Origin of the sequence: Pseudomonas sp. OV226 (genome assembly GCF_003148705.1) — a bacterium.
In the GTDB taxonomy this organism is placed as follows: domain Bacteria; phylum Pseudomonadota; class Gammaproteobacteria; order Pseudomonadales; family Pseudomonadaceae; genus Aquipseudomonas.
Genome location: NZ_QGGS01000003.1, coordinates 307,824 through 328,888, shown reverse-complemented (window position 1 = coordinate 328,888; position 21,065 = coordinate 307,824). Strand labels below are relative to the sequence as shown.

The 21,065-nt window shown below is 59.3% G+C and carries 14 protein-coding genes; 4 read left to right on the top strand and 10 right to left on the bottom strand.

Annotated features, from left to right (window positions below; genetic code table 11):
• Positions 1-17 precede the first annotated feature (17 nt).
• From C7534_RS07520 to glnE, 10 genes are all read right to left on the bottom strand, one after another.
• On the bottom strand, positions 18-896 hold the full coding sequence (locus C7534_RS07520; RefSeq protein ID WP_109785415.1) for a DUF3800 domain-containing protein: 879 nt from the start codon (positions 894-896) through the stop codon (positions 18-20).
• Positions 897-924: 28 nt separating this feature from the next.
• On the bottom strand, positions 925-1,260 hold the full coding sequence (locus C7534_RS07515; protein WP_177412224.1) for a YceK/YidQ family lipoprotein: 336 nt from the start codon (positions 1,258-1,260) through the stop codon (positions 925-927).
• Positions 1,261-1,448: 188 nt separating this feature from the next.
• Positions 1,449-2,900: a lipopolysaccharide kinase InaA family protein gene (locus tag C7534_RS07510; protein WP_109785414.1), complete on the bottom strand. Its 1,452-nt coding sequence runs from the start codon at positions 2,898-2,900 to the stop codon at positions 1,449-1,451.
• Positions 2,900-3,652, bottom strand: a complete 753-nt coding sequence (locus tag C7534_RS07505) for a lipopolysaccharide kinase InaA family protein (RefSeq protein ID WP_109785413.1) — start codon at positions 3,650-3,652, stop codon at positions 2,900-2,902. The genes C7534_RS07510 and C7534_RS07505 overlap by 1 nt, the downstream gene beginning before the upstream one ends.
• On the bottom strand, positions 3,649-4,383 hold the full coding sequence (locus C7534_RS07500) for a lipopolysaccharide kinase InaA family protein (protein WP_046028331.1): 735 nt from the start codon (positions 4,381-4,383) through the stop codon (positions 3,649-3,651). Before C7534_RS07500 ends, C7534_RS07505 begins: the two co-directional genes overlap by 4 nt.
• On the bottom strand, positions 4,383-5,189 hold the full coding sequence (gene rfaP, locus C7534_RS07495) for a lipopolysaccharide core heptose(I) kinase RfaP (protein WP_046028330.1): 807 nt from the start codon (positions 5,187-5,189) through the stop codon (positions 4,383-4,385). The genes C7534_RS07500 and rfaP overlap by 1 nt, the downstream gene beginning before the upstream one ends.
• Positions 5,186-6,310, bottom strand: coding sequence for a glycosyltransferase family 4 protein (locus C7534_RS07490; protein ID WP_046028328.1), 1,125 nt, complete (start codon positions 6,308-6,310; stop codon positions 5,186-5,188). Before C7534_RS07490 ends, rfaP begins: the two co-directional genes overlap by 4 nt.
• Positions 6,310-7,371 (bottom strand): lipopolysaccharide heptosyltransferase I, encoded by a 1,062-nt coding sequence (waaC, locus tag C7534_RS07485; RefSeq protein ID WP_109785412.1) that lies wholly within the window; start codon positions 7,369-7,371, stop codon positions 6,310-6,312. The genes C7534_RS07490 and waaC overlap by 1 nt, the downstream gene beginning before the upstream one ends.
• A 1-nt stretch (position 7,372) precedes the next feature.
• Positions 7,373-8,407 carry a lipopolysaccharide heptosyltransferase II gene (gene waaF, locus C7534_RS07480; protein ID WP_109785411.1) on the bottom strand — a complete coding sequence of 345 codons (1,035 nt, stop codon included), beginning with the start codon at positions 8,405-8,407 and terminating at the stop codon, positions 7,373-7,375.
• A 131-nt stretch (positions 8,408-8,538) separates the two neighbouring features.
• Complete coding sequence (glnE, locus tag C7534_RS07475; protein WP_109785410.1) at positions 8,539-11,478, bottom strand: bifunctional [glutamate--ammonia ligase]-adenylyl-L-tyrosine phosphorylase/[glutamate--ammonia-ligase] adenylyltransferase; 2,940 nt, start codon at positions 11,476-11,478, stop codon at positions 8,539-8,541.
• Between the two features lie 383 nt (positions 11,479-11,861).
• Between glnE and aceE the strand changes: the two genes are divergently transcribed.
• From aceE to C7534_RS07450, 4 genes are all read left to right on the top strand, one after another.
• The gene (gene aceE, locus C7534_RS07465) at positions 11,862-14,507 is read left to right on the top strand and encodes a pyruvate dehydrogenase (acetyl-transferring), homodimeric type (protein WP_046028319.1); all 2,646 of its coding nucleotides are present in this window, start codon (positions 11,862-11,864) and stop codon (positions 14,505-14,507) included.
• Between the two features lie 11 nt (positions 14,508-14,518).
• A complete protein-coding gene (gene aceF / locus C7534_RS07460; protein WP_109785409.1) occupies positions 14,519-16,468 on the top strand; it encodes a dihydrolipoyllysine-residue acetyltransferase in 1,950 nt (649 codons plus the stop codon).
• Positions 16,469-16,737: 269 nt separating this feature from the next.
• Positions 16,738-18,132, top strand: a complete 1,395-nt coding sequence (locus C7534_RS07455) for an alkaline phosphatase D family protein (RefSeq protein ID WP_109785408.1) — start codon at positions 16,738-16,740, stop codon at positions 18,130-18,132.
• A 190-nt stretch (positions 18,133-18,322) separates the two neighbouring features.
• A complete protein-coding gene (locus tag C7534_RS07450) occupies positions 18,323-21,016 on the top strand; it encodes a putative bifunctional diguanylate cyclase/phosphodiesterase (RefSeq protein WP_109785407.1) in 2,694 nt (897 codons plus the stop codon).
• Positions 21,017-21,065 lie beyond the last annotated feature (49 nt).

Genomic DNA, 21,065 nt, shown 5'->3' with positions numbered 1-21,065 from the left:
TGCGGCCTCGGTGAGTTTCACCGGGGCTTTTCGCTTTCTGATGACGGAAAAATTTTCAAACCCCAATTTTCGAAACCTTCTCCCACATTATTACGACCACCACTGCAGTAGAACTTACGCTTTAGCACATCAAAGGCACGATTTTCTTGCCCTGACCGCAAAACGCTCATACCGATGGGTCTTGCAACAAGATCCGCCAGCTGCAGCCCCGTGGAATTCACTTGTTTAGTTGCAAAGACGATGTCGAACGGAAGCTGAATTCCCAGTCGATTTGCGCGATCACACATGCGACGAAACTCCAACTCAAGCTCGTTATCCTCCTTTTTCCCTCTTCGTTCGAAAATCACATGAGTCAACGCATTGTGATGATTCTTTTCCTGTAAAAACTCATAAAGCGTTTCCAGGCAAAAACCGAGGGCGACGTGATAGGGATTGTGCACAGCCCCCTGCTTTTCGCGAAGAGCGGCCTTGTCGATCACACAACTGATCAAAACGAAATTGCTTGCTTCGATAATGCCCGTCAGCTCATCAAGAAAGGCATGTTTGTGTTGCCTGGACATGAACAGGCTAGAGAATGCGCCCTTCTCTTTTCTAATTTCCAGCTCATGCAGACCAATCAGGTCGTGCCCCATATGATTAAATTTAAACTTCTGAAGGGCAGGTATAACTTTCTCGCAATAGTGTCTTTTATGGAAAACACAAAAAGCGAGCACAAACATTGGATAGTTTGCATCTAGCTTCTGCATCCCATGATCGCCGCTCTCATCGACATAAATTATGAAATCGCTGTATTTCCCAACAGGCGGCAAGCGCTTTTTCGCCTCTACATTTGCGTCGGCTTCAGTTTCGCTTTCAAAAAGAAAAAACTGCTGAGAGGGCAAGTCAGGGGTCGACATGAAGCTATACACCGGATTACAAAAAGAACTACCCGCGGCCTGCGCGCCAGTAAATGCTGAGATTGCCATCGACCGTCTGACGATAAACCGTATAAGGCAAGCAAACCGTGTCCAGGACACCTGACAAGGTTAAATCCAGGAGCACGAACGGTACCAGGAAGCCAGTGGGGTCAGGCGGAGCATTCAATACGCAAAAATCGTAGGCGAGGCCGCTGTAAACCCGGGGAATGGACTGACAGTAGGTTTTTTGTTTTCTGAGACCGCGAGCCGCGTCTTCATCGTCCTGGAATACCGTCATAGCGGTCCCGCAGCCGGTTAGCGCAAGTGAAACAGCACCGAACATAACAGCCATTTTTATCGTCAAAGCTTGCCCTCCGTGAACGTCAGGCAAACTAGCATCGTGGCTATTCAGGGCACAGTTCATGGGGGCTGTAGATCATGTAGGACGATTCATAAAAACTTGTCCCCTAATCTTCAGTGGCAGGTCGGACCTCATCGTCCGAATGCCACCCGGAGCCAGCTTGCTCCGGGTGGCATTCCGACGATGGCAATTCAGGCAGCGCCAGAGATATCTTTGGGCAAACGCTGATCGATGACCTTATAAAGCGCACTGCTCTCTGGCCAATTGCGCATGAACCGCGCCCGATCCCGCGCATAGGCCGGGGCAAAGCTGCCCGCCGAGCCATGCTGGCACATCGAATCCAGATCGATCAGCGCCCAGCGATCTTCCTGCCAGAACAGGTTATGGCCCTTGAAGTCACCATGGCTGATGCGCTCGCCAATCAACTCGGCGAACAAATGATCCAGCGCCAGCAGTTCCGCTTCAGGGGCGTTGCCGCTGTCGACGAAAGGCGCGAAGCGCTCGATGATGTCCGGTCCCGGCAGATACTCGGTCACCAGATACGCCCGACTGCGCAGCCAGAGAAATCGCTTCTCCAGCAACGCCAACGGTTTGGGGGTCGCAATGCCAAGGAAGGCAAGACGATTGCCTTCACGCCACGAGTGCCACGCTCGGCTCGGACGCCAGAAGCGTTTGAGCCAGTGGGCAAAGCCTTTGATGTTGTAGCGCTTGATCACCAGCGTCCGACCATCAACCTCGACTTTTCCTACGCTCGCCGCGCCGCCGGTCTTGTACAAATGACCTTCATCGAGCAACGCGTCGGCCTGCTCCAGCACCGGCAGCATCGCGGTTTCTTCTTCGCGACGGATCGCCCGCAAGCCAAACGCACCACGCTGGACGCTGAACAGCGTGCATTCGCGACCGACTTTGATCAGGAAGTCCTTCAAGCGCCAGGTGCGAACCTTATCGATCTGCTTCTGCAAGGCTTCCATCGGCAAGGCGTGCTCGCCGTTGCTCAACAGGTAATACACCAGCAGTTCTTCGGTGAACGGTTCCAGCGACTTGGGCAACTGCGCAAAAAATACACCGAGGTTTTCCAGCACCTTTTGCCGTGACAACGGCTGGCCCGGCGTCTCGGCACAGACACCGCCACCATCGATCAGGTACAACCGACCGCGCTGACGCAACAGGTTGTCCAGATGCAGGTCTTCCTGCCAGAGCCCCTTGCGGTGCATTTGGCCGATAGCGCCCAACGCTTCGGCCAGTACGGCCCCTTGCATATCCGCCAGCACCGGCAAGTGTTCGACTTGTTTCCAGGTATCCCCCAGGCTTTCGGCGCCTTCAAGGAAGTCAAACAACAGCCAGCCGCCCTCGCCTTCTTTCAAACCGTCCACCAGCAATTGCGGCGTGGTCAGCCCTTGATCGGCCAGCAAGCGCACACCGTCCAGTTCACGCTGAAAATGTCGCGCCGCTTTGCTGCCGACCAACAATTTGGCCAGCACCGGACGGCCGCGCCAGACACCGGCGCCGACATATCGCTGCCCCGGCAAGACCCGCAACAGGCTCAGCAATTGCAACTCTGCGGTCCCGGCGGCGTCGGCCAGTGAAATGTTCAGTGGCAGGCCCGGGCTGCGGCCGGCCGTTTTCAGTTCGGACAAACGCATCAGCGCGTCTCCTTGCGACTGCGCCGCGCGGTCAAGCGAGCAACCCAGTTGTCCACCAACGAGCTGTCTTGCGCCTGACCCACGTAAGCCGCCAACATCTCGCGCAATTGGCTGGCGGTCCACTCCGGCGCACGGCGCAGCAAAGGCTCCAGGTCCTTGACCCGATCACGCTGACCGAACAGCAGCGGCCGGGTTTTTTCCAGGTCGATCAACTGTGCCTGATAACCGTCGCCAGTAGCCTGCATGAAAATGTGTTTAGGGTAGAAGCAACCATGCACCTGCCGCACGCTGTGCAGCCGTCGCGCCAGTTCACCACAGGCTTTCAGGATGGCCGAATGTTGCGCATCGCTCAGGTCTGCCCAGCGCTGCAACAGCGAGTCGAGGTCATCCCAGCCGTCCAGCGCACGCGTCAACAAGACCGCACGGACTTCGCCATTAACCTTGCGCTCACCAAAAAAAACCGCCTGTAGCGCCGGAATACCGAGCGCTTGATAACGGCTGATGTTGCGAAACTCACGGGCAAAGCTCGGCTCGCCAAAGGGCGCGTGGAAGGTGCGCGTCAGGTAGTTGCTCTGACGCTTGAGATAGAAACCACGACCTTCCAGATCCAGCCGAAACACACTGCTCCAGCCACCGCCGACAGTGTTGGGTTCATCCACCGCTTCAAGCTGCTTGGCCCACAGCGCATCGAACGTGGCGAGACCATGGCGTTCAAGCAGCGCACGGTCTTCAGCAGCCAGAAAATCAGTCATTCGCGTCCCTCGAAAAATCTCACTACGTGCCGGATCCGTTTCTTGTCGGCGGCATTGAGTCGGTCCCGCTGGCGGTACTGCAGATAAAAGCGCAAGCGCTGGGTGGCCGACAGGTGGTATTTGGCCACCTTGTCCAGGCAAGCCAGGTCTTTGGTGATCCGGTACTGGAGCCAGAAGCCGCGCCAGAAATGGCCGTTGGGGCAATCGATCAGGAACAGTCGGGCTTGATCGTCGATCAGCAAATTGCGCCACTTCAAATCGTTATGAGCAAAGCGATTGTCGTGCATTACCCGGGTGTAATCCGCCAATTGCCGACTGACCGTATCGACCCAGGCACGGTCCGACAACTTGGGATCGTGCCGTTCAGCCAGTGCCGACAAGTCTTCAGTATTAGGCAGTTCGCGCGTGATCATCGCTCCGCGGTCGTACGCCGCGCCGCGCCGTTCCAGGCCCCAGGCCACGACTTCGGCGGTAGGAATACCCCACTTGGCGAAGCGTTTGAGGTTCTGCCACTCCGTCTTCACCCGGGGTTTGCCCAGATAACGGCGCAGGCCTTTGCCGGCACCGTTGTAGCGTTTGACGTAATAGTTGACGCCGTTGCGATTGACGCGGATGACCTCGGACAACAGGTCGCGGGTCAGCCGCTCACCCTGCAGCGCGAACACCGCTTCAAGGCTGCCAAAATCCTCTGCCAGCTCACTGTAAGCAGGTTCCAGTTTCCAACCCGCCATCAGAGCGCATCCCCATATCGCTGTTTACGGTCATAAAGTTTGTTGGCTTTGCCTTCCAGCCAGGCGAGCAGCGACGCTTCTTCGGCCAGAATCTGGCGCAGCGGCTGTTGAAAGTAGCCTTTGAGGAAACGCAGCTTGTCACGCCGGGTCAGGCCGATGTCCAGGGCCGAAAAGTACAGCGCCGCCAGATCTTTATTGCGCCAGCGCCGAGTGATTGCCGAACGGGTCTGGGCACGATGCAGGTCAATCACTGAGAGTTTGAAATCGTCGGCGGTCACCGGTTTATCGGTGTGCAGCAGAAAATGGCAGATGTAGCAGTCGCGGTGGTTGACCCCGGCGCGATGCATCATGCCGGTCATGCGCGCCACTTCGGCGATCAGCGCACGCTTTAGCCTGGGCTCGGGCGGATTCTTGATCCAGTCGATACTGAAGTCTTCGAGGCTGACGGTCGGCGCCAGCTCTTCGGTGACGATGAACGAGTGCTGGTCTGCCGGGTTGCTGCCCTTCTCGCCGTAGGCGACGGCGGTCATGGTTGGCACGCCGACTTCTTGTAGGCGCGCAATGGCTTTCCATTCCTGACCCGCGCCGAGGACCGGCAGCTTGGCCGTCAGCAGGTTTTTGAAGATCTCGCCCCAGCCAATGCCGCGATGGATCTTCACGAAAAAACCATTGCCGTTCACTTCAGTGCGCAAGGTCCGGCGCGCTTCCAGTTCACGGTAAACCTCGCCCTCGAGGCCTTCGACTTCGGTGAACGCATCGCGTCCGGCCCAAAGGCTCTTGAACGGTTCAGCCAGCATCAACTTCATTTAGCGCGCTCCGCCAGAATCACATCGGCCGCGTGCTGCGGCATGCTGTAGAGGTCGGCCGTCTCGGCAAAGGCCAGACCGTTGCGGCTCCAGGCCGCCCGTGCTTGAGCGTCATTCAACATACCGGTCAGGTATCGGGTCAGTTGTGCCTGCTCGAAGGGTTCGTCGAGCACCAGGCCGGCGTCGGCCTCGGCGATGTAATGGGCATAGCCACACACCGCACTCACCAATACCGGCAGCCCGGCCACCAGGGCTTCGAGCAACACGGTCCCGGTGTTTTCGTTGTACGCCGGGTGGATCAACAGGTCGGCACCGAGCAGGAAACGCGGGATATCGCTACGGCCCTTGAGGAACGTCACGTTATCGCCAAGGCCCAATGTGGCGCTCTGCATCTGGAATAATTTGGGGTCATCCTGGCCAATTACAAACAGCCGGGTGCGTTTCTTCAGATCAGCGGGCAGCGCGGCCAGTGCCTTGAGGCTGCGATCCACGCCTTTGGTCTTGAACCCGGAGCCGATTTGCACCAGCAGCAACTCATCGTCTTTGAGGTTGAATTCGGCACGGAACCCGGCGCGAATCTCAGCGGCATTGGCCGGTGCACGACGGTCTTGGGAAATGCCCGGTGGCAGCAGATGGAAACGCTCCAGCGGCGTGTCGTAATGCTTGATGAACAGCGGCTGCTGCACTTCGGAAATCATCAGCACTTCGGTCTTGGCGTCTTTGGCGAACACCGCGCGCTCGTACTCGGCGAAGTGCCGGTAGCGGCCCCAACGGCGGTACAGCGAGTTGCGCAGATTCTGCGCCTTGTCTTCAAAGCAGCCATCGGCAGCGTAGTAAACGTCCAGGCCCGGCATTTTGTTGAAGCCGATCAGCCGATCCACGGGACGCTTGGCCAGGTCGGCTTCCATCCACTCGCTGAGCTTCTCGTTGCGCCGATGATTGAACAGCGCTTTGACCGGTGCCACCAGCACTTCGAAACCCGGCGGAACGTCGCCCTCCCAGATCAACGTGTAGACACGAATCTGATGGCCGCGCTGCTGACATTCCAGGGCGATGCGCATGAAATCGCGCTGCAAGCCCCCGAACGGAAAATACTTGTACAAGACGAATGCCAATTGCATCAGCGCAGCTCCTCAGCCAGTAACAACGTGCTCAGTCGGGTCGCGACACGCTCGGGATTCAGACGCGTGAAGCACAGGGGCCACTCGCGTTTCAGGTCAAACTGACGGGCATCCTGGGCCGTCGGTTGATACGTACATTTCTTTTGCAGGCACGGGGCGCACGGGAAGTCGCTGGCGATGTGAATCTGCGCTTTGCCATAGGCACCGGTCAGGCCCGGGTTGGTCGGGCCGAACAGCGACAGGGTCGGCACATCCAGCGCGGCGGCCAGATGACCCAGGCCGGTGTCCACGGCGACACACGCCTGTGCACCGGCCAGGACCTTGCCGACGCCCGCCAGATTCAGCTTGGGCAGCACTTCGACATGACGGAACCCGGCGGCGATGCGCTCGGCCCGGGCTTTCTCTACCGGATTGCCCCACGGCAGCTTCACGCCGACGCCGAGATAACCCACGCGTTCGGCCAGCTCACGCCAGTAGGCTTCCGGCCAGTGCTTGGTGTCCCACGTGGTGCCGTGCAGGAACAGCACGTACGGATTCTTGCGCGGCAGTTCCACCAGGCGTTCGACGTTCAGGCCGTAATCGCCCAGACCCTTGGGCAAGTCGTAGCCCAATGCCAGCGCGAACAATTGACGCACCCGCTCTACCGCGTGTTGTCCACGGCCCACCGCCAGGCGACGGGAGTAAAAGCGCGCGGCCATCAGCTCGCGTGCCGAATCCTTGTCCAGCCCGGCGACCGGCGCCTTGACGTAACGCGTCAGCCAGGCGCTTTTCAGCAAGCCCTGAGCGTCGATCACCAGATCATATTTTGTGGCTCGAACGCTTTGTTTGAAGCGCTTCCACTCGCCACTCTTGATGGTTTGCCAGATGTTCTTGCGCCAGCGACGGATCGCCACCGGGATCACCTTGCCCACGGCCGGGTGCCAGGTCGGGATCTCGGCAAAGCCTTCTTCCACCACCCAGTCAAACTTGATGCCGGGGATTGCCCGGGCCGCGTCGGTCAACGCTGGCAGCGCGTGAATCACGTCGCCCAGCGAAGACGTCTTGATCAACAGAACCCGCAAACTATTTGACCTCGACCACAGTGCCCTGCAACCGCTGCAAGGCTTCGTTAACCGCTTGCGGCATGAGCTGGCGCAGGCAGTTGTAATGACCGAACCGGCACGTGCGATCGAAGCAGGGGCTGCACTCGATACCCAGGCGAACCACTTCGACATGCTCGGCCAACGGCGGGGTAAAACCTGGCGACGTCGAGCCGTAGATCGCCACCAATGGGCGGTTCAGCGCGGCGGCGACGTGCATCAGGCCGGAGTCGTTGGACACCACGGCATCGGCGCAGGACATCAAGTCGATGGCTTCGGCCAGCGAAGTGCCGCCGCTGAGGTTGACCGACTCTTCACGCAGGCCGGGAATCAGGCGCGCCCGGATGTCTTCGCCCACGGCGTGATCGTTTTTCGAACCGAACAACCAGACTTGCCAGCCTTCGCGAATCTTCGCTTCGGCGACCTTGGCGTAATGCTCGGACGGCCAGCGCTTGGCTTCACCAAACTCCGCACCGGGGCACAGGACCAACACCGGGCGGTCGAGGGCCAGGCCGAACTTGGCCAGCGTCGCTTCGCGGGTGACCGGGTCGATCTGCAAGGTCGGGCGTGGATAGGGTTTCGGCAGTTCGGCGCCGGGTTCATGGGCCAGGGCCATGAAGCGCTCGATCATCAGCGGATAACGTTCTTTATCCAGCGTGCGCACGTCATTGAGCAGGCCGTAGCGGAATTCGCCACGCCAGCCGGTGCGCTTCGGGATGCCGGCGAAGAACGGCACCAGCGCCGACTTCAGCGAATTTGGCAGCAAAATCGCCTGGTCGTACTGACCGGCCAGGGATTTGCCGATACGCCGCCGGGTCGCCAGCTCCAAAGCGCCGTGGCCGAGCGGAAAGCTCAAGGCCTGGCGTACTTCGGGCATGCGTTCCAGGATCGGCCGGCTCCACTCGGGGGCCAGGACGTCGATTTCGCATTGCGGGTGGCGTTGCTTGAGACACTGAAACAGTGTCTGCGCCATCACCATGTCACCGACCCAACTGGGCCCAACGATCAGAATTTTCATGTGGTTTCCAAAAACGAACCGGGGAGGCATACGCCTCCCCGCCTCGAGAATTCTACAAAACACTGCAGATCTTTTGTGGCAGCGAGCTCACTCACCACCACATTGGGTATTGGATGTTTCAATATCCCGCTTCAGCTTAGCCCCAGCTCACGCCAGATTCGCAACACCTGTCGCCGTTCATCCGCGAACTGGTCGCCCGGTATGACCCCGGCGTCCTTCTGCAAGGCCTGCCGGTGAGCGGCGGAGCGATAGGCTTTATAGGCCTCGCGCAACAAGCTGGCGTCTTCGGCGGGCATCAGCCCTTCGTTTGCCAGCTCTTCCAGAATGCGGAAATTATCAGACCAGCGCAGCAATGACGGGCACGCTTGGGACCACGCCAGGGCCGCGTATTGCACCATAAATTCAATATCGACGATACCTCCGGCGTCCTGCTTGAGATCAAACGGCGCCGTGGCTTCGAAGGCATTCGCCCCGGTCCCGGCCGCCGTACTCTTGGTGCCGAGGTTATCGCGCATCTTCGCGCGCATCTCACTGACCTCCTGACGCAGGGTCGCCAGGTCTCGCGGCTTGCCCAGCACCGCCGCGCGAACCCGCTCGAATTCCCGACCGACATCCGCGCTGCCCACCAGCACTCGCGCCCGAACCAGCGCCTGATGCTCCCAGGTCCAGGCCTCGCCGTGTTGATAACGGGCAAATGCACCGAGCGAACTCACCAGCAACCCCGCTGCACCCGAAGGTCGCAAGCGCATGTCCACTTCATACAGCTGACCGGAGTTGGTCTGTGCCGTCAGCAAGTGAATGATCCGTTGCCCCAGGCGGGTGAAAAACTGCGCACCATCGATTGGTTTTGGTCCGTCGGTTTCTGCCAGTGGATCGCCATCGTGGATAAACACCAGATCCAGGTCCGAAATATGCCCGAGTTCCAGCCCGCCGACTTTCCCATAACCGACAATGATGAAGTCGGGATCGCACAACCTGCCGTCAGCACGCAACGGCGTGCCGTACTTGGCCACGGTCTGGTGCCAAGCCAGGGCCAACACTTGTTCAAGAATAGCTTCGGCGAGCCAGGTCAAGTAATCGCTGACTTTCATCAACGGCAGGCTGCCGGCGATTTCCGAGGCGGCGACGCGCAAGCGGTGCGCCAGTTTGAAATGGCGCAGGGCTTCCATCTGCTGTTCGAGGTCGTCCTCGGGAATCCGCATCAGGCGCTCGCGCAATTCGGCGGCCAGCTCCGGCGCCAGTGGTGGCTTGAACAGCCGGCCTTCGTTGAGCAATTCGTCGAGCAGCAGCGGGAAGCGCGTGATTTGCTCGGCGATCCACGGGCTAGCGGCGCACAAGGTCATCAAGCGTCGCAGTGCGCCGGGGTTTTCGGTCAGCAACACCAGATAGGCGGAACGACGGGCCACGGCTTCAACCAGCGGCAGCACGCGCTCCAGCACCAGGTCGGGGTTGGCATGCTCGACGGCCTGAGCCAGCAAGCGTGGAATAAAGGCATCAAGGCGTTCACGCCCCAAACGCTGCATCGCACGAAGTTGCGGACTGCCGCGCAGTCCCGCCAAGGCTTTCAGGGCCTTGGTGGCGTCCTTGAAACCACCCTCCTCCAACTGCCGGCAAGCCGCCTCTTCGTCCTGGGCTTCTTCCCACAACGGCAGCCATTCACCGCCAACCACTACTTCGCTTTCGCCGCCTTGCTCTTCATCAGGATCGGCAATCACCTGAGCGAAATGCCAGGCCACGCGCCCACGCCAATACATCAGTTGCTCATGGAAGGCGTCCCAGTCGGCGAAGCCCATCATAAAGGCAATGCGCGCCTGGTCCTGCGCGCTATCCGGCAGCATCTGGGTCTGGCGGTCGGCAATCGCCTGAATCGCGTGTTCGGTGTAACGCAGGAATTCGTAGCCTTCGCGCAACTCGCTGATCACTGCCGGCGGCAGGTAACCCTGACCTTCCAGTGTGCTCAGTACTTTTAATAGAGGGCGTTGTTGCAGGCTCAGGTCGCGGCCGCCATGAATCAGCTGGAACGCCTGGGCGATAAACTCGACTTCACGAATGCCGCCAGAGCCGAGCTTGATGTTGTCGGCCATGCCTTTGCGCCGGACTTCCTGCTGGATCAGCTGCTTCATGGTGCGCAGCGCTTCGATGGCCGAGAAGTCCAGGTAACGCCGGTAAACGAAGGGGCGCAGCATGTCCTGCAATTGCGCACCAGTCACCTGATCACCCGCCACCACGCGCGACTTGATCATCGCGTAGCGCTCCCAGTCACGCCCCTGATCCTGGTAATACTGCTCCAGCGCATTGAAGCTCAAGACCAACGCACCTGCCGAACCGTAAGGGCGCAGGCGCATGTCGACGCGGAACACGAATCCGTCGACCGTCATCGGGTCCAGCGCCTTGATCAGGCGTTGGCCCAGACGAATGAAGAATTCCTGGTTATCCAGTGAGCGCTTCACACCGACGGTTTCGCCACCCTCGGGGTAGGCGAAGATCAGGTCGATGTCCGACGACAGGTTCAACTCCACCGCGCCGAGTTTGCCCATGCCGAGGATGACCATTTGTTGCGGCTCGCCACTGCGGCGGCCGGTCGGCACACCAAACTGCTCGCAATGACGCGAATACAACCACTGATAGGCCTGATCGATACTCGCATCGGCCATGTCCGAGAGGTCGCGGCAGGTCTGAACCAGGTCGGCCTGGCGGGTCAGGTCGCGCCAGATGATCCGCACTTGCTGGCGGGTGCGCTGACGGCGCAGGGCGCGGCCGAGTTCGTCCTCGGTTTGCGCCGCATTCACCGCTGCCGCAATCTGCCCGCACAACTCGCCGGGGGCAAAACCGCGATCCAATTCGCCGGACTCAACCAGCCCCAGCAACATCAAAGGGTCACGCACACTCTGTTCAATCACAAAGTCGCTGGCGGCCACGACGCGGGCGAATTGCGCCCAGCGTTCAGGTGTCCAGGTGGAGAGCCGATGATCGTCCTCAAGGGCCGCAACGGCGGTGCGCAGCGACTGTTCGGCGCGGGTGACAAGCGGCAGGAGAATGCCGGGCAGTTCGGCAAGCGTGGGAAGGCTCATGGTCTATCCTTGATCGGCGTACAACGGGTTGCATGTAGTGAATTTTCATATTGCACTACGTGAAGGACTGTCGAACAAAAGTTAGAAATAGCTGAAAATTCTTTATTTTTGGCAGTGAACATCAAGCTTTCACCTTTTGTGGTTGGTAAAAGACCAACCTTAACGATTATTCTCACAACGCAGCCGGAGGCCACAAGCCATTCATCTGTAGTTTTACTACTCGTATATACATTCGAAAGGCTGAAATGCCCGAAGATTTGTAGTAAAACTACACGCCGCCGGAACAACCTCTCGGCAATCCAAGAATTTATATCGTCTGCCCACAAGGCCAGTCGCAAACTCAGGCAACCGATTCTGGAAGCCTTTCCGCCCTGGAGCAAGCCATGCAAGACCTCGATCCCGTCGAAACCCAGGAATGGCTGGACGCCCTGGAATCGGTTCTCGACAAAGAAGGCGAAGACCGCGCTCACTATCTGATGACCCGTATGGGCGAACTGGCGACCCGCAGTGGCTCGCAGCTGCCTTACGCCATCACCACGCCGTACCGCAACACCATTCCCGTAACCCACGAAGCACGCATGCCTGGCGACCTGTTCATGGAACGCCGCATTCGCTCGTTGGTACGCTGGAACGCGATGGCCATGGTGATGCGTACGAACCTGAAAGATTCTGACCTGGGCGGTCACATCTCCAGCTTCGCCTCCAGCGCCACCCTGTATGACATCGGCTTCAACTACTTCTTCCAGGCCCCGACCGACGAACACGGCGGCGACCTGATCTACTTCCAGGGTCACACCTCGCCAGGCGTTTACGCCCGTGCGTTCATGGAAGGCCGCATCACCGAAGACCAGATGAACAACTTCCGCCAGGAAGTCGACGGTCAGGGCCTCTCGTCCTACCCGCACCCTTGGCTGATGCCTGATTTCTGGCAGTTCCCGACCGTATCCATGGGCCTGGGCCCGATCCAGGCGATCTACCAGGCACGTTTCATGAAGTACCTGGAAGCCCGTGGCTTCATCCCTGAAGGCAAGCAGAAAGTCTGGTGCTTCCTGGGCGACGGCGAGTGTGACGAGCCGGAATCCCTGGGCGCCATCTCGCTGGCTGGCCGCGAGAAGCTCGACAACCTGATCTTCGTCATCAACTGCAACCTGCAGCGCCTCGACGGCCCGGTTCGCGGGAATGGCAAGATCATCCAGGAACTCGAAGGCGTGTTCCGCGGTGCTCAGTGGAACGTGACCAAAGTCATCTGGGGCCGTTTCTGGGACCCACTGCTGGCCAAGGACGTCGACGGTATCCTGCAACGTCGCATGGACGAAGTCATCGACGGCGAGTACCAGAACTACAAAGCCAAAGACGGCGCGTTCGTGCGTGAACACTTCTTCAACTCGCCAGAACTCAAGGCGATGGTTGCTGATCTGTCCGACGACGAGATCTGGAAACTCAACCGAGGCGGCCACGACCCGTACAAGGTCTACGCGGCGTACCACGAAGCGGTCAACCACAAAGAACAGCCAACCGTCATCCTGGCCAAGACCATCAAAGGTTATGGCACCGGTGCCGGCGAAGCGAAGAACACCGCGCACAACACCAAGAAGGTTGATGTTGAAAGCCTGAAGCTGTTCCGCGATCGTTTCGACATCCCGGTCAAAGACGAAGAGCTGGAAAATCTGCCGTTCTTCAAGCCAGAGCCAAACAGCGCCGAAGCCCGCTACCTGAGCGAGCGCCGCACTGCACTGGGCGGTTTCGTACCACAGCGCCGCGCGAAGAGCATCAGCGTGCCAACGCCGCCACTCGATACCCTCAAGGCAATCCTTGATGGCTCGGGCGACCGCGAGATTTCCACCACCATGGCTTTCGTGCGGATCCTCGCGCAACTGGTCAAGGACAAGGAAATCGGCTCGCGCATCGTTCCGATCATCCCGGACGAAGCCCGTACCTTCGGTATGGAAGGCATGTTCCGTCAGTTGGGCATCTACTCCTCCGTCGGCCAGCTCTACGAGCCAGTCGATAAAGACCAGGTGATGTTCTACAAGGAAGACAAGAAGGGCCAGATCCTCGAAGAAGGCATCAACGAAGCAGGCGCCATGAGCTCCTTCATCGCTGCCGGTACTTCGTACTCCAGCCACAACCAGCCAATGCTGCCGTTCTACATCTTCTACTCGATGTTCGGCTTCCAGCGTATCGGCGACCTCGCCTGGGCCGCTGGCGACAGCCGTACCCGTGGCTTCCTGATCGGCGGCACCGCCGGCCGGACCACGCTCAACGGCGAAGGCCTGCAACACGAAGACGGTCACAGCCACATCCTGGCTGCCACCATCCCGAACTGCCGCACCTATGATCCGACCTACGGCTACGAGCTGGCGGTGATCATTCAGGACGGCATGAAGAAGATGACCGAAGAGCAACAGGACGTCTTCTACTACATCACCGTGATGAACGAGTCCTACCAGCAGCCAGCCATGCCGGCCGGTGCCGAAGAAGGCATCAAGAAAGGCATGTACCTGCTTGAAGAAGACACCCGCGAAGCGGCGCACCACGTTCAGCTGATGGGCTCCGGCACCATCCTGCGTGAAGTGCGTGAAGCGGCGAAGATTCTGCGTGAAGAGTTCAACGTCGGCGCTGACGTATGGAGCGTTACCAGCTTCAACGAACTGCGTCGCGACGGCCTGGCCGTAGAGCGCACCAACCGTCTGCACCCGGGCCAGAAGCCTAAACTGAGCTACGTCGAAGAATGCCTGAACGGCCGTAAAGGTCCGGTGATCGCTTCTACCGACTACATGAAGTTGTTCGCTGAGCAAATTCGTCAGTGGGTCCCGTCCAAGGAATTCAAAGTCCTGGGCACCGACGGTTTCGGCCGCAGCGACAGCCGCAAGAAACTGCGTCATTTCTTCGAAGTCGACCGTCATTTCGTGGTGTTGGCAGCCCTGGAAGCACTGGCTGACCGTGGTGACATCGAACCTAAGGTTGTGGCTGAAGCCATTACCAAGTTCGGTATCAACCCGGAAAAACGCAACCCACTGGACTGCTGAGGAGAGATTCTGTGAGCGAACTCATTCGCGTACCTGACATCGGCAGCGGTGAAGGTGAAGTAATTGAACTGTTTGTGAAGGTCGGCGACCGTATCGAAGCCGACCAGAGCATCCTGACACTTGAGTCGGACAAGGCGAGCATGGAAGTGCCTGCGCCGAAGGCCGGTATCATCAAGAGCCTGAAAGTGAAGCTGGGCGATCGCCTGAAAGAAGGCGACGAACTGCTGGAGCTGGAAGTCGAAGGTGCCGCAGCCGCGGCCCCTGCGGCTGCCGCTGCACCAGCCGCCAAGGCTGAAGCCAAACCGGCTGCTGCGCCTGCCGCTGCTCCTGTTGCTGCGCCGGCTGCTGCCAGCGTTCAGCAAGTGCACGTGCCGGACATCGGTTCGGCGGGCAAGGCCCAGATCATCGAGATCCAGGTCAAGGTCGGCGACACCGTCGCAGCTGATCAATCGCTGATCACCCTGGAGTCCGACAAGGCGAGCATGGAAATCCCGTCGCCTGCCGCTGGCGTGGTCAAGGCCATCAGCGTCAAGCTCAACGACGAAGTCGGCACTGGCGACCTGATCCTGGATCTGGAAGTGGCGGGTGCCGCGGCACCGGCTGCTGCTCCAGCCCAGGCTGCCGCTCCAGCTGCTGCCGCTGCGCCTGCTCCTGCAGCAGCCCCGGCTGCACCGGTTGCCGACAGCATTCAGGACATCCACGTTCCGGACATCGGTTCGTCGGGCAAGGCCAAGATCATCGAAGTCCTGGTCAAGGCCGGCGACACCGTTGCAGCCGACCAGTCGCTGATCACCCTGGAATCCGACAAGGCGAGCATGGAAATCCCGTCGCCTGCCGCTGGCGTGGTGGAAAGCGTTTCCATCAAGCTCGATGACGAAGTCGGCACCGGCGACCTGATCCTCACGCTCAAAGTCAAAGGCGCTGCGCCTGCCGCTGCCCCGGCTCCGGCCGTTGCTGCACCGAGCGTTCCAGCTCCTGCCGCCGCACCGGCTGCTGCTCCGGTAGCTGCTGCACCTGCCGCTGCACCGGCCAAGCCAGGCGCCAAGGTTCACGCCGGCCCGGCTGTACGCCAACTGGCCCGTGAGTTCGGCGTCGAGCTGAACGCCGTCGGCGCCAGTGGCCCGCACGGTCGCATCCTGAAAGAAGACGTGCAGGTTTACGTCAAAGCCATGATGCAGAAGGCCAAGGAAGCACCGGCCGCTGCGGCTGGCGCAACCGGCGGCGCGGGCATCCCGCCGATTCCGGTCGTGGACTTCAGCCGCTTCGGTGAAACCGAAGAAGTGCCGATGACTCGCCTGATGCAAATCGGCGCGTCGAGCCTGCACCGCAGCTGGTTGAACATTCCGCACGTGACTCAGTTCGATTCGGCTGATATCACCGACCTGGAAGCGTTCCGCAACGCTCAGAAAGCCGTTGCAGAGAAGGCTGGCGTCAAGCTGACCATCCTGCCGCTGCTGCTCAAGTCGTGCGCGCACCTGCTCAAGGAACTGCCGGACTTCAACAGTTCGCTGGCACCTAGCGGCAAAGCGATCATCCGCAAGAAGTACGTGAACATCGGCTTCGCGGTCGACACCCCTGAAGGCCTGCTGGTACCGGTCATCAAAAACGTCGATCAGAAGAGCCTGTTGCAACTGGCAGCCGAAGCCGCTGCGCTGGCCGCCAAAGCCCGCGACAAGAAGCTCACCGCTGACGACATGCAAGGCGCCTGTTTCACCATTTCCAGCCTTGGCCACATTGGCGGCACCGGCTTCACGCCGATCGTCAACGCGCCGGAAGTGGCGATCCTTGGTGTTTCCAAGGCAACCATCCAGCCAGTCTGGGACGGCAAAGCCTTCCAGCCGAAACTGATGCTACCGTTGTCGTTGTCCTACGATCACCGTGTGATCAACGGCGCCGCTGCTGCACGCTTCACCAAGCGTCTGAGCGACCTGCTGGCGGACATCCGCACCATCCTGCTGTAACACCGAACGGCCCTCTCTCACCGGAGGGCCGTTCGCGTTCCACGTTTTCCGAGCGCCACGCTCGTACCTCAACCCCGCCAATTTGGCGGGGCTTTTTTTGCCTGGCAGAAAGTTTCTTCCTACATTCGTTGCTGACGTCGGCCACAACGCCAGTCCACTTTCGCTCGATATTTTTTTTTGCGTACTAACTAGTCTTAGTTCGACAGTATTTTCTTTTAAATACTGCAACCCCTTCTACTTAGTTAGCGTCACTTCGAATGGATTCGAATATGTTTAAACCGACTGTCGGCCCTATTATTGGCCACACAACTACAAACCACGCGCGCATTTTTCTTCGCGGCAAACTTCAAGACACTTCATTGGTATTTGCGGGTGTTCGTTATCGACGCCAGGGTGAAGAGCACTGGTCCCGAGGCGAATTTGTAAAACTGATGATCGTGCGCGACATGAGCGATGTGATTGCACTCAATGAATTGGCCAGCGACACCGAGTACGAATATCAGGCCGGCTGGTTCAGCCCGATGAGCCCGGTGCATACCGTGGAGACGGTCCAGGAGCTGCCATTGCAATGGCCTCGGGATATTTATCGCTTTCGTACGCAGTCCAGCAAAATCACCACGCCGCGGGCGTATATCGTTGGCTCATGCCGCTACCTTCGAATGACCGCAGGGATACCGTCGGCCCCGCACCTGGGCGACCGGATTTTCGCTTCGATCGCACACCTTGCGCAGCGGACGGAGCCGCCCATCAGCGCCACGTTGATGACAGGCGATCAAATCTACGTCGATGACTTGAACGTTATTGCTCCCGACCGCGAGTACAAGGAAATACTCAGCAAGTACCGAATTGCTTTTTCTCAACCCAACATCAGCAAGTTAATGTCCGGCACTCCAACTTACATGATCCTCGACGACCATGAAATAGAAGACAACTGGCCTGCCAACAAAAGCAAGACGGACGATTACTTATACAAAAACGCCATCGCCGCGTATGAGTTATATCAAGCCAGCCATAGCCCTGCGCATGAATTACTTTCCGACGGACAGATAAGCAGAAAGCTCGAACAGTATTGGTATCAGTTCGCCAACGGCGATATTGAATGGTTTGTCACCGACAGCCGCACTCGACGCAATTTGTCGGTCGATGATCGCCGTATCCTTGATGAAGAACAGGAACAGGCGCTGTGCAAATGGCTGATCCACAGCCCGGCCCGGGTCAAATTTGTGGTAACCAGCGTGATGTTCTACCCCGACCGCAAAACCTTGGGCGATGACGCCTGGAAAGCCTTCCCGGAACAACGCCTGCGATTGCTGGAAACGATTCGTACGCACCGCATCAAGAACGTGATCTTCGTGTCGGGCGATGTCCACGGCTCCCTGACGAGTCGACTGACCCACAGCAAAGACCCGGACTTCGAGGTGCACACCATCGTTTCCTCGCCCCTGTGCAACAGCAAACTGCTGCCTTATGCCAAGGCCTCCACGTTCATCCTGGATCAGCCGTTGGCGAAAACGGCTGCGGGGGACTACCGTCATGAACTGACCAGCCAGGTGGTCAGCCAGGACAATTTTGCCCATCTGGTCGTTGATAGAGAGCACATTCAGGTTAATTACCACGACCGGGACGGCAAACCATTACAAGCGATCAATATCCCTCTGGCCTAGTAAAGAAGGCCAAATGCATAAGTTTTAAGCGCGCGCTGGAGAAAACTTCCCTCCTGCCGACATATTCTTATAGCACTTGGCCTTCATGTCTCTTGTCAGTCAGTGCCGCAATGATGCAACCTTGCCGCAGACAACAGTTAAGAGGGCGAGAGCCCGGCGCGATCAGCACATTCGAAGTGAGTTTCCCTCAATGAAAAGCCAACCCGATGCCGCCAGCCGAATGGTGGCCGAGGTAGTGACGCAGTTGCCTGTGCCCTCGCGGCTCGGCATGCTGCGTTTCGAACGGCTGAATGAACCTAGCTGGGCGCTGCTGTTTCTCGATCCTAATTGCGAACGTCATTTCGGTCTGCCGGCCGTGGACCTGTGTGCGTTGGTCGACTCACCCTACGCCAGCCTGATGGAGCCCGAAGCGCGCTATCAGTTGCATGACGCGGTCCAGCAGCAACTCACCGACAGTCCGAATTACCAGATCCGCTACACCTTGCACACCGCCTCTGGCGCCTTGAACCTGCTGGAACTGGGCGAAGCCTATAAACAGCACAATCGGCACTTGTTGCGCGGCTATTTGCTGGTCGTCGACGACCTGTTCAAGGACTTTCAGCTATCCCCCGCGCAGGATCTGGAGACCCAGAACTCGCGCCTGCAAATCGCCCTGGAACTCAACCAGCGCGCCCAGCAGGAACAGTTGCAGCATCTGGACCGGGTGCGCGCCCAGCAGGACCTGATCCTGTTGCTGACCCGCCAGCGCTACAGCAGCAACAATTCTCTGAAAGAAGCCGCCGAACTGATCACCCGCAGCGCCTGCGATATCTACGAAATCGACTGCGCCAGCCTGTGGAACCTCGAAGACTCGATGCTGGTGCCGATTTCGGCTTTTCACCGCGTCAGCGGGGAATATCTGCTGCCGGACCCGATCGACGTCAGCGGCTTCCCCGACTACCTCGAAGCCCTGCACAGCAGCCGCGCCATTGACGCCCATAACGCCATGCGTGATCCGCGCACCCGGGACATGGCCGAGAGCCTGCGCCCGCGCGATGTGAACGCGATGCTCGACGCCAGTATCCGCGTCGACGGTCAAGTGGTCGGCGTGCTCTGCCTGGAGCAGACGGGTGCTACCCGCGCCTGGCAGTCGGACGAAATCGCGTTTGCCGGCGAGCTGGCGGATCAGTTCGCCCAAGTCATCAACAACCACAACCGCCGCACCGCCACCAGCGCCCTGCACCTGTTCCAGCGTGCGGTCGAGCAAAGCGCCAACGCCTTTTTGCTGGTCAATTGCGACGGCGTGGTGGAATACGTCAACCCCAGCTTCACCGCGATCACCCAGTACACCACCGAAGAAGTCCACGGCCAGCGGCTGTCGGAACTGCCGGCACTGGAGAACCTCAGTGAATTGCTGTTCGACGCACCCTCGGCACTGGCCAAGAGCAACAGCTGGCAAGGCGAATTCAAGAGCCGACGAAAGAACCTCGAACCGTACTGGGGGCAGTTATCAATCTCCAAGGTGTACGGCGATAACCGCGAGTTGACGCATTACATCGGCATTTACGAAGACATCACCCAGACCAAACTCGCCCAGCAGCGCATCGAGCGCCTGGCCTACACCGACAACCTGACCAACCTCGGCAACCGCCCCGCATTCATCCGCAACCTCGATGAACGCTTCGCCCGCGACACCGATACGCCCATCTGCCTGTTGCTGGTGGACATCGACAACTTCAAGCGGATCAACGACAGCCTCGGTCACCAGACCGGCGACAAACTGTTGATCAGCCTGGCCCGACGCCTGCGCAACAGCCTGAGCCCGAGTGGCAGCCTGGCGCGCTTCGCCAGTAACGAATTCGCTGTGTTGCTGGACAACACCGATATGCGCACCGGCCTGCAGGTCGCCAATCAGTTGCTGATGACCCTCGACAAGCCGATGTTCGTCGACAACCAGTTGATCAGCGTCACCGGTTCCGTGGGCCTGGCCTGCGCGCCGCTGCATGGTCGTGACCCGCAAACCCTGATGCGCAACGCCGGCCTGGCGCTGCACAAGGCCAAGGCCAACGGCAAGCATCAGGTCCAGGTGTTCACCGAAGCGCTGAATGCCGAGGCCAGCTACAAGCTGTTCGTCGAGAACAACCTGCGCCGCGCCCTCACCCAGAACGAGCTGGACGTGTTCTATCAGCCCAAGCTGTGCTTGCGCAGTGGCCGCCTGCTGGGGATGGAAGCGTTGTTGCGCTGGAACCACCCCGACAAAGGCATGATCCGCCCGGACCAGTTCATCAGCGTCGCCGAAGAAACCGGGCTGATCATCCCGATCGGCAAATGGATCGCCCGCCAGGCCTGCCGCATGAGCAAGGCGCTGAGCGCCGCCGGCCTGGGCAATCTTCAAGTGGCGATCAACCTGTCACCCAAACAGTTCTCCGACCCGGACCTGGTGTCGTCCATCGCGACCATCCTCAAGGAAGAAGCGCTGCCAGCCCACCTGCTGGAGTTGGAACTCACCGAAGGCCTGCTGCTGGAAGCCACCGAAGACACGCACTTGCAGCTTGATCAACTCAAGCGCCTGGGCCTGACCCTGGCCATGGATGACTTCGGCACCGGATACTCGTCGCTCAGCTACCTGAAAAAATTCCCGATCGACATCATCAAGATCGATCGCAGCTTCATCCACGAAATCCCGGACAACCAGGACGACATGGAAATCACCTCCGCGGTGATCGCCATGGCCCACAACCTGAAACTCAAGGTCGTGGCCGAAGGCATCGAGACGGCCGAGCAGTTGGCCTTCTTGCGCCGTCACCGCTGCGACGTCGGCCAGGGCTACCTGTTCGACCGACCAATCCCCGGCGCCGAGCTGATCGAAAAGCTCAAGCGCTACCCGCGTGGCCCGTTCGCCTGACATCGGCGTAACACTCGGGCAAACTGCGTGTCTGACCAATTACACTCAA

Coding starts and splice junctions, on each gene's coding strand:
- C7534_RS07520 (WP_109785415.1), bottom strand. CDS start 896: ATGTCGACCCCTGACTTGCCCTCTCAGCAGTTTTTTCTTTTTGAAAGC.
- C7534_RS07510 (WP_109785414.1), bottom strand. CDS start 2,900: ATGCGTTTGTCCGAACTGAAAACGGCCGGCCGCAGCCCGGGCCTGCCA.
- C7534_RS07505 (WP_109785413.1), bottom strand. CDS start 3,652: ATGACTGATTTTCTGGCTGCTGAAGACCGTGCGCTGCTTGAACGCCAT.
- C7534_RS07500 (WP_046028331.1), bottom strand. CDS start 4,383: ATGGCGGGTTGGAAACTGGAACCTGCTTACAGTGAGCTGGCAGAGGAT.
- rfaP (WP_046028330.1), bottom strand. CDS start 5,189: ATGAAGTTGATGCTGGCTGAACCGTTCAAGAGCCTTTGGGCCGGACGC.
- C7534_RS07490 (WP_046028328.1), bottom strand. CDS start 6,310: ATGCAATTGGCATTCGTCTTGTACAAGTATTTTCCGTTCGGGGGCTTG.
- waaF (WP_109785411.1), bottom strand. CDS start 8,407: ATGAAAATTCTGATCGTTGGGCCCAGTTGGGTCGGTGACATGGTGATG.
- glnE (WP_109785410.1), bottom strand. CDS start 11,478: ATGAGCCTTCCCACGCTTGCCGAACTGCCCGGCATTCTCCTGCCGCTT.
- aceE (WP_046028319.1), top strand. CDS start 11,862: ATGCAAGACCTCGATCCCGTCGAAACCCAGGAATGGCTGGACGCCCTG.
- C7534_RS07455 (WP_109785408.1), top strand. CDS start 16,738: ATGTTTAAACCGACTGTCGGCCCTATTATTGGCCACACAACTACAAAC.
- C7534_RS07450 (WP_109785407.1), top strand. CDS start 18,323: ATGAAAAGCCAACCCGATGCCGCCAGCCGAATGGTGGCCGAGGTAGTG.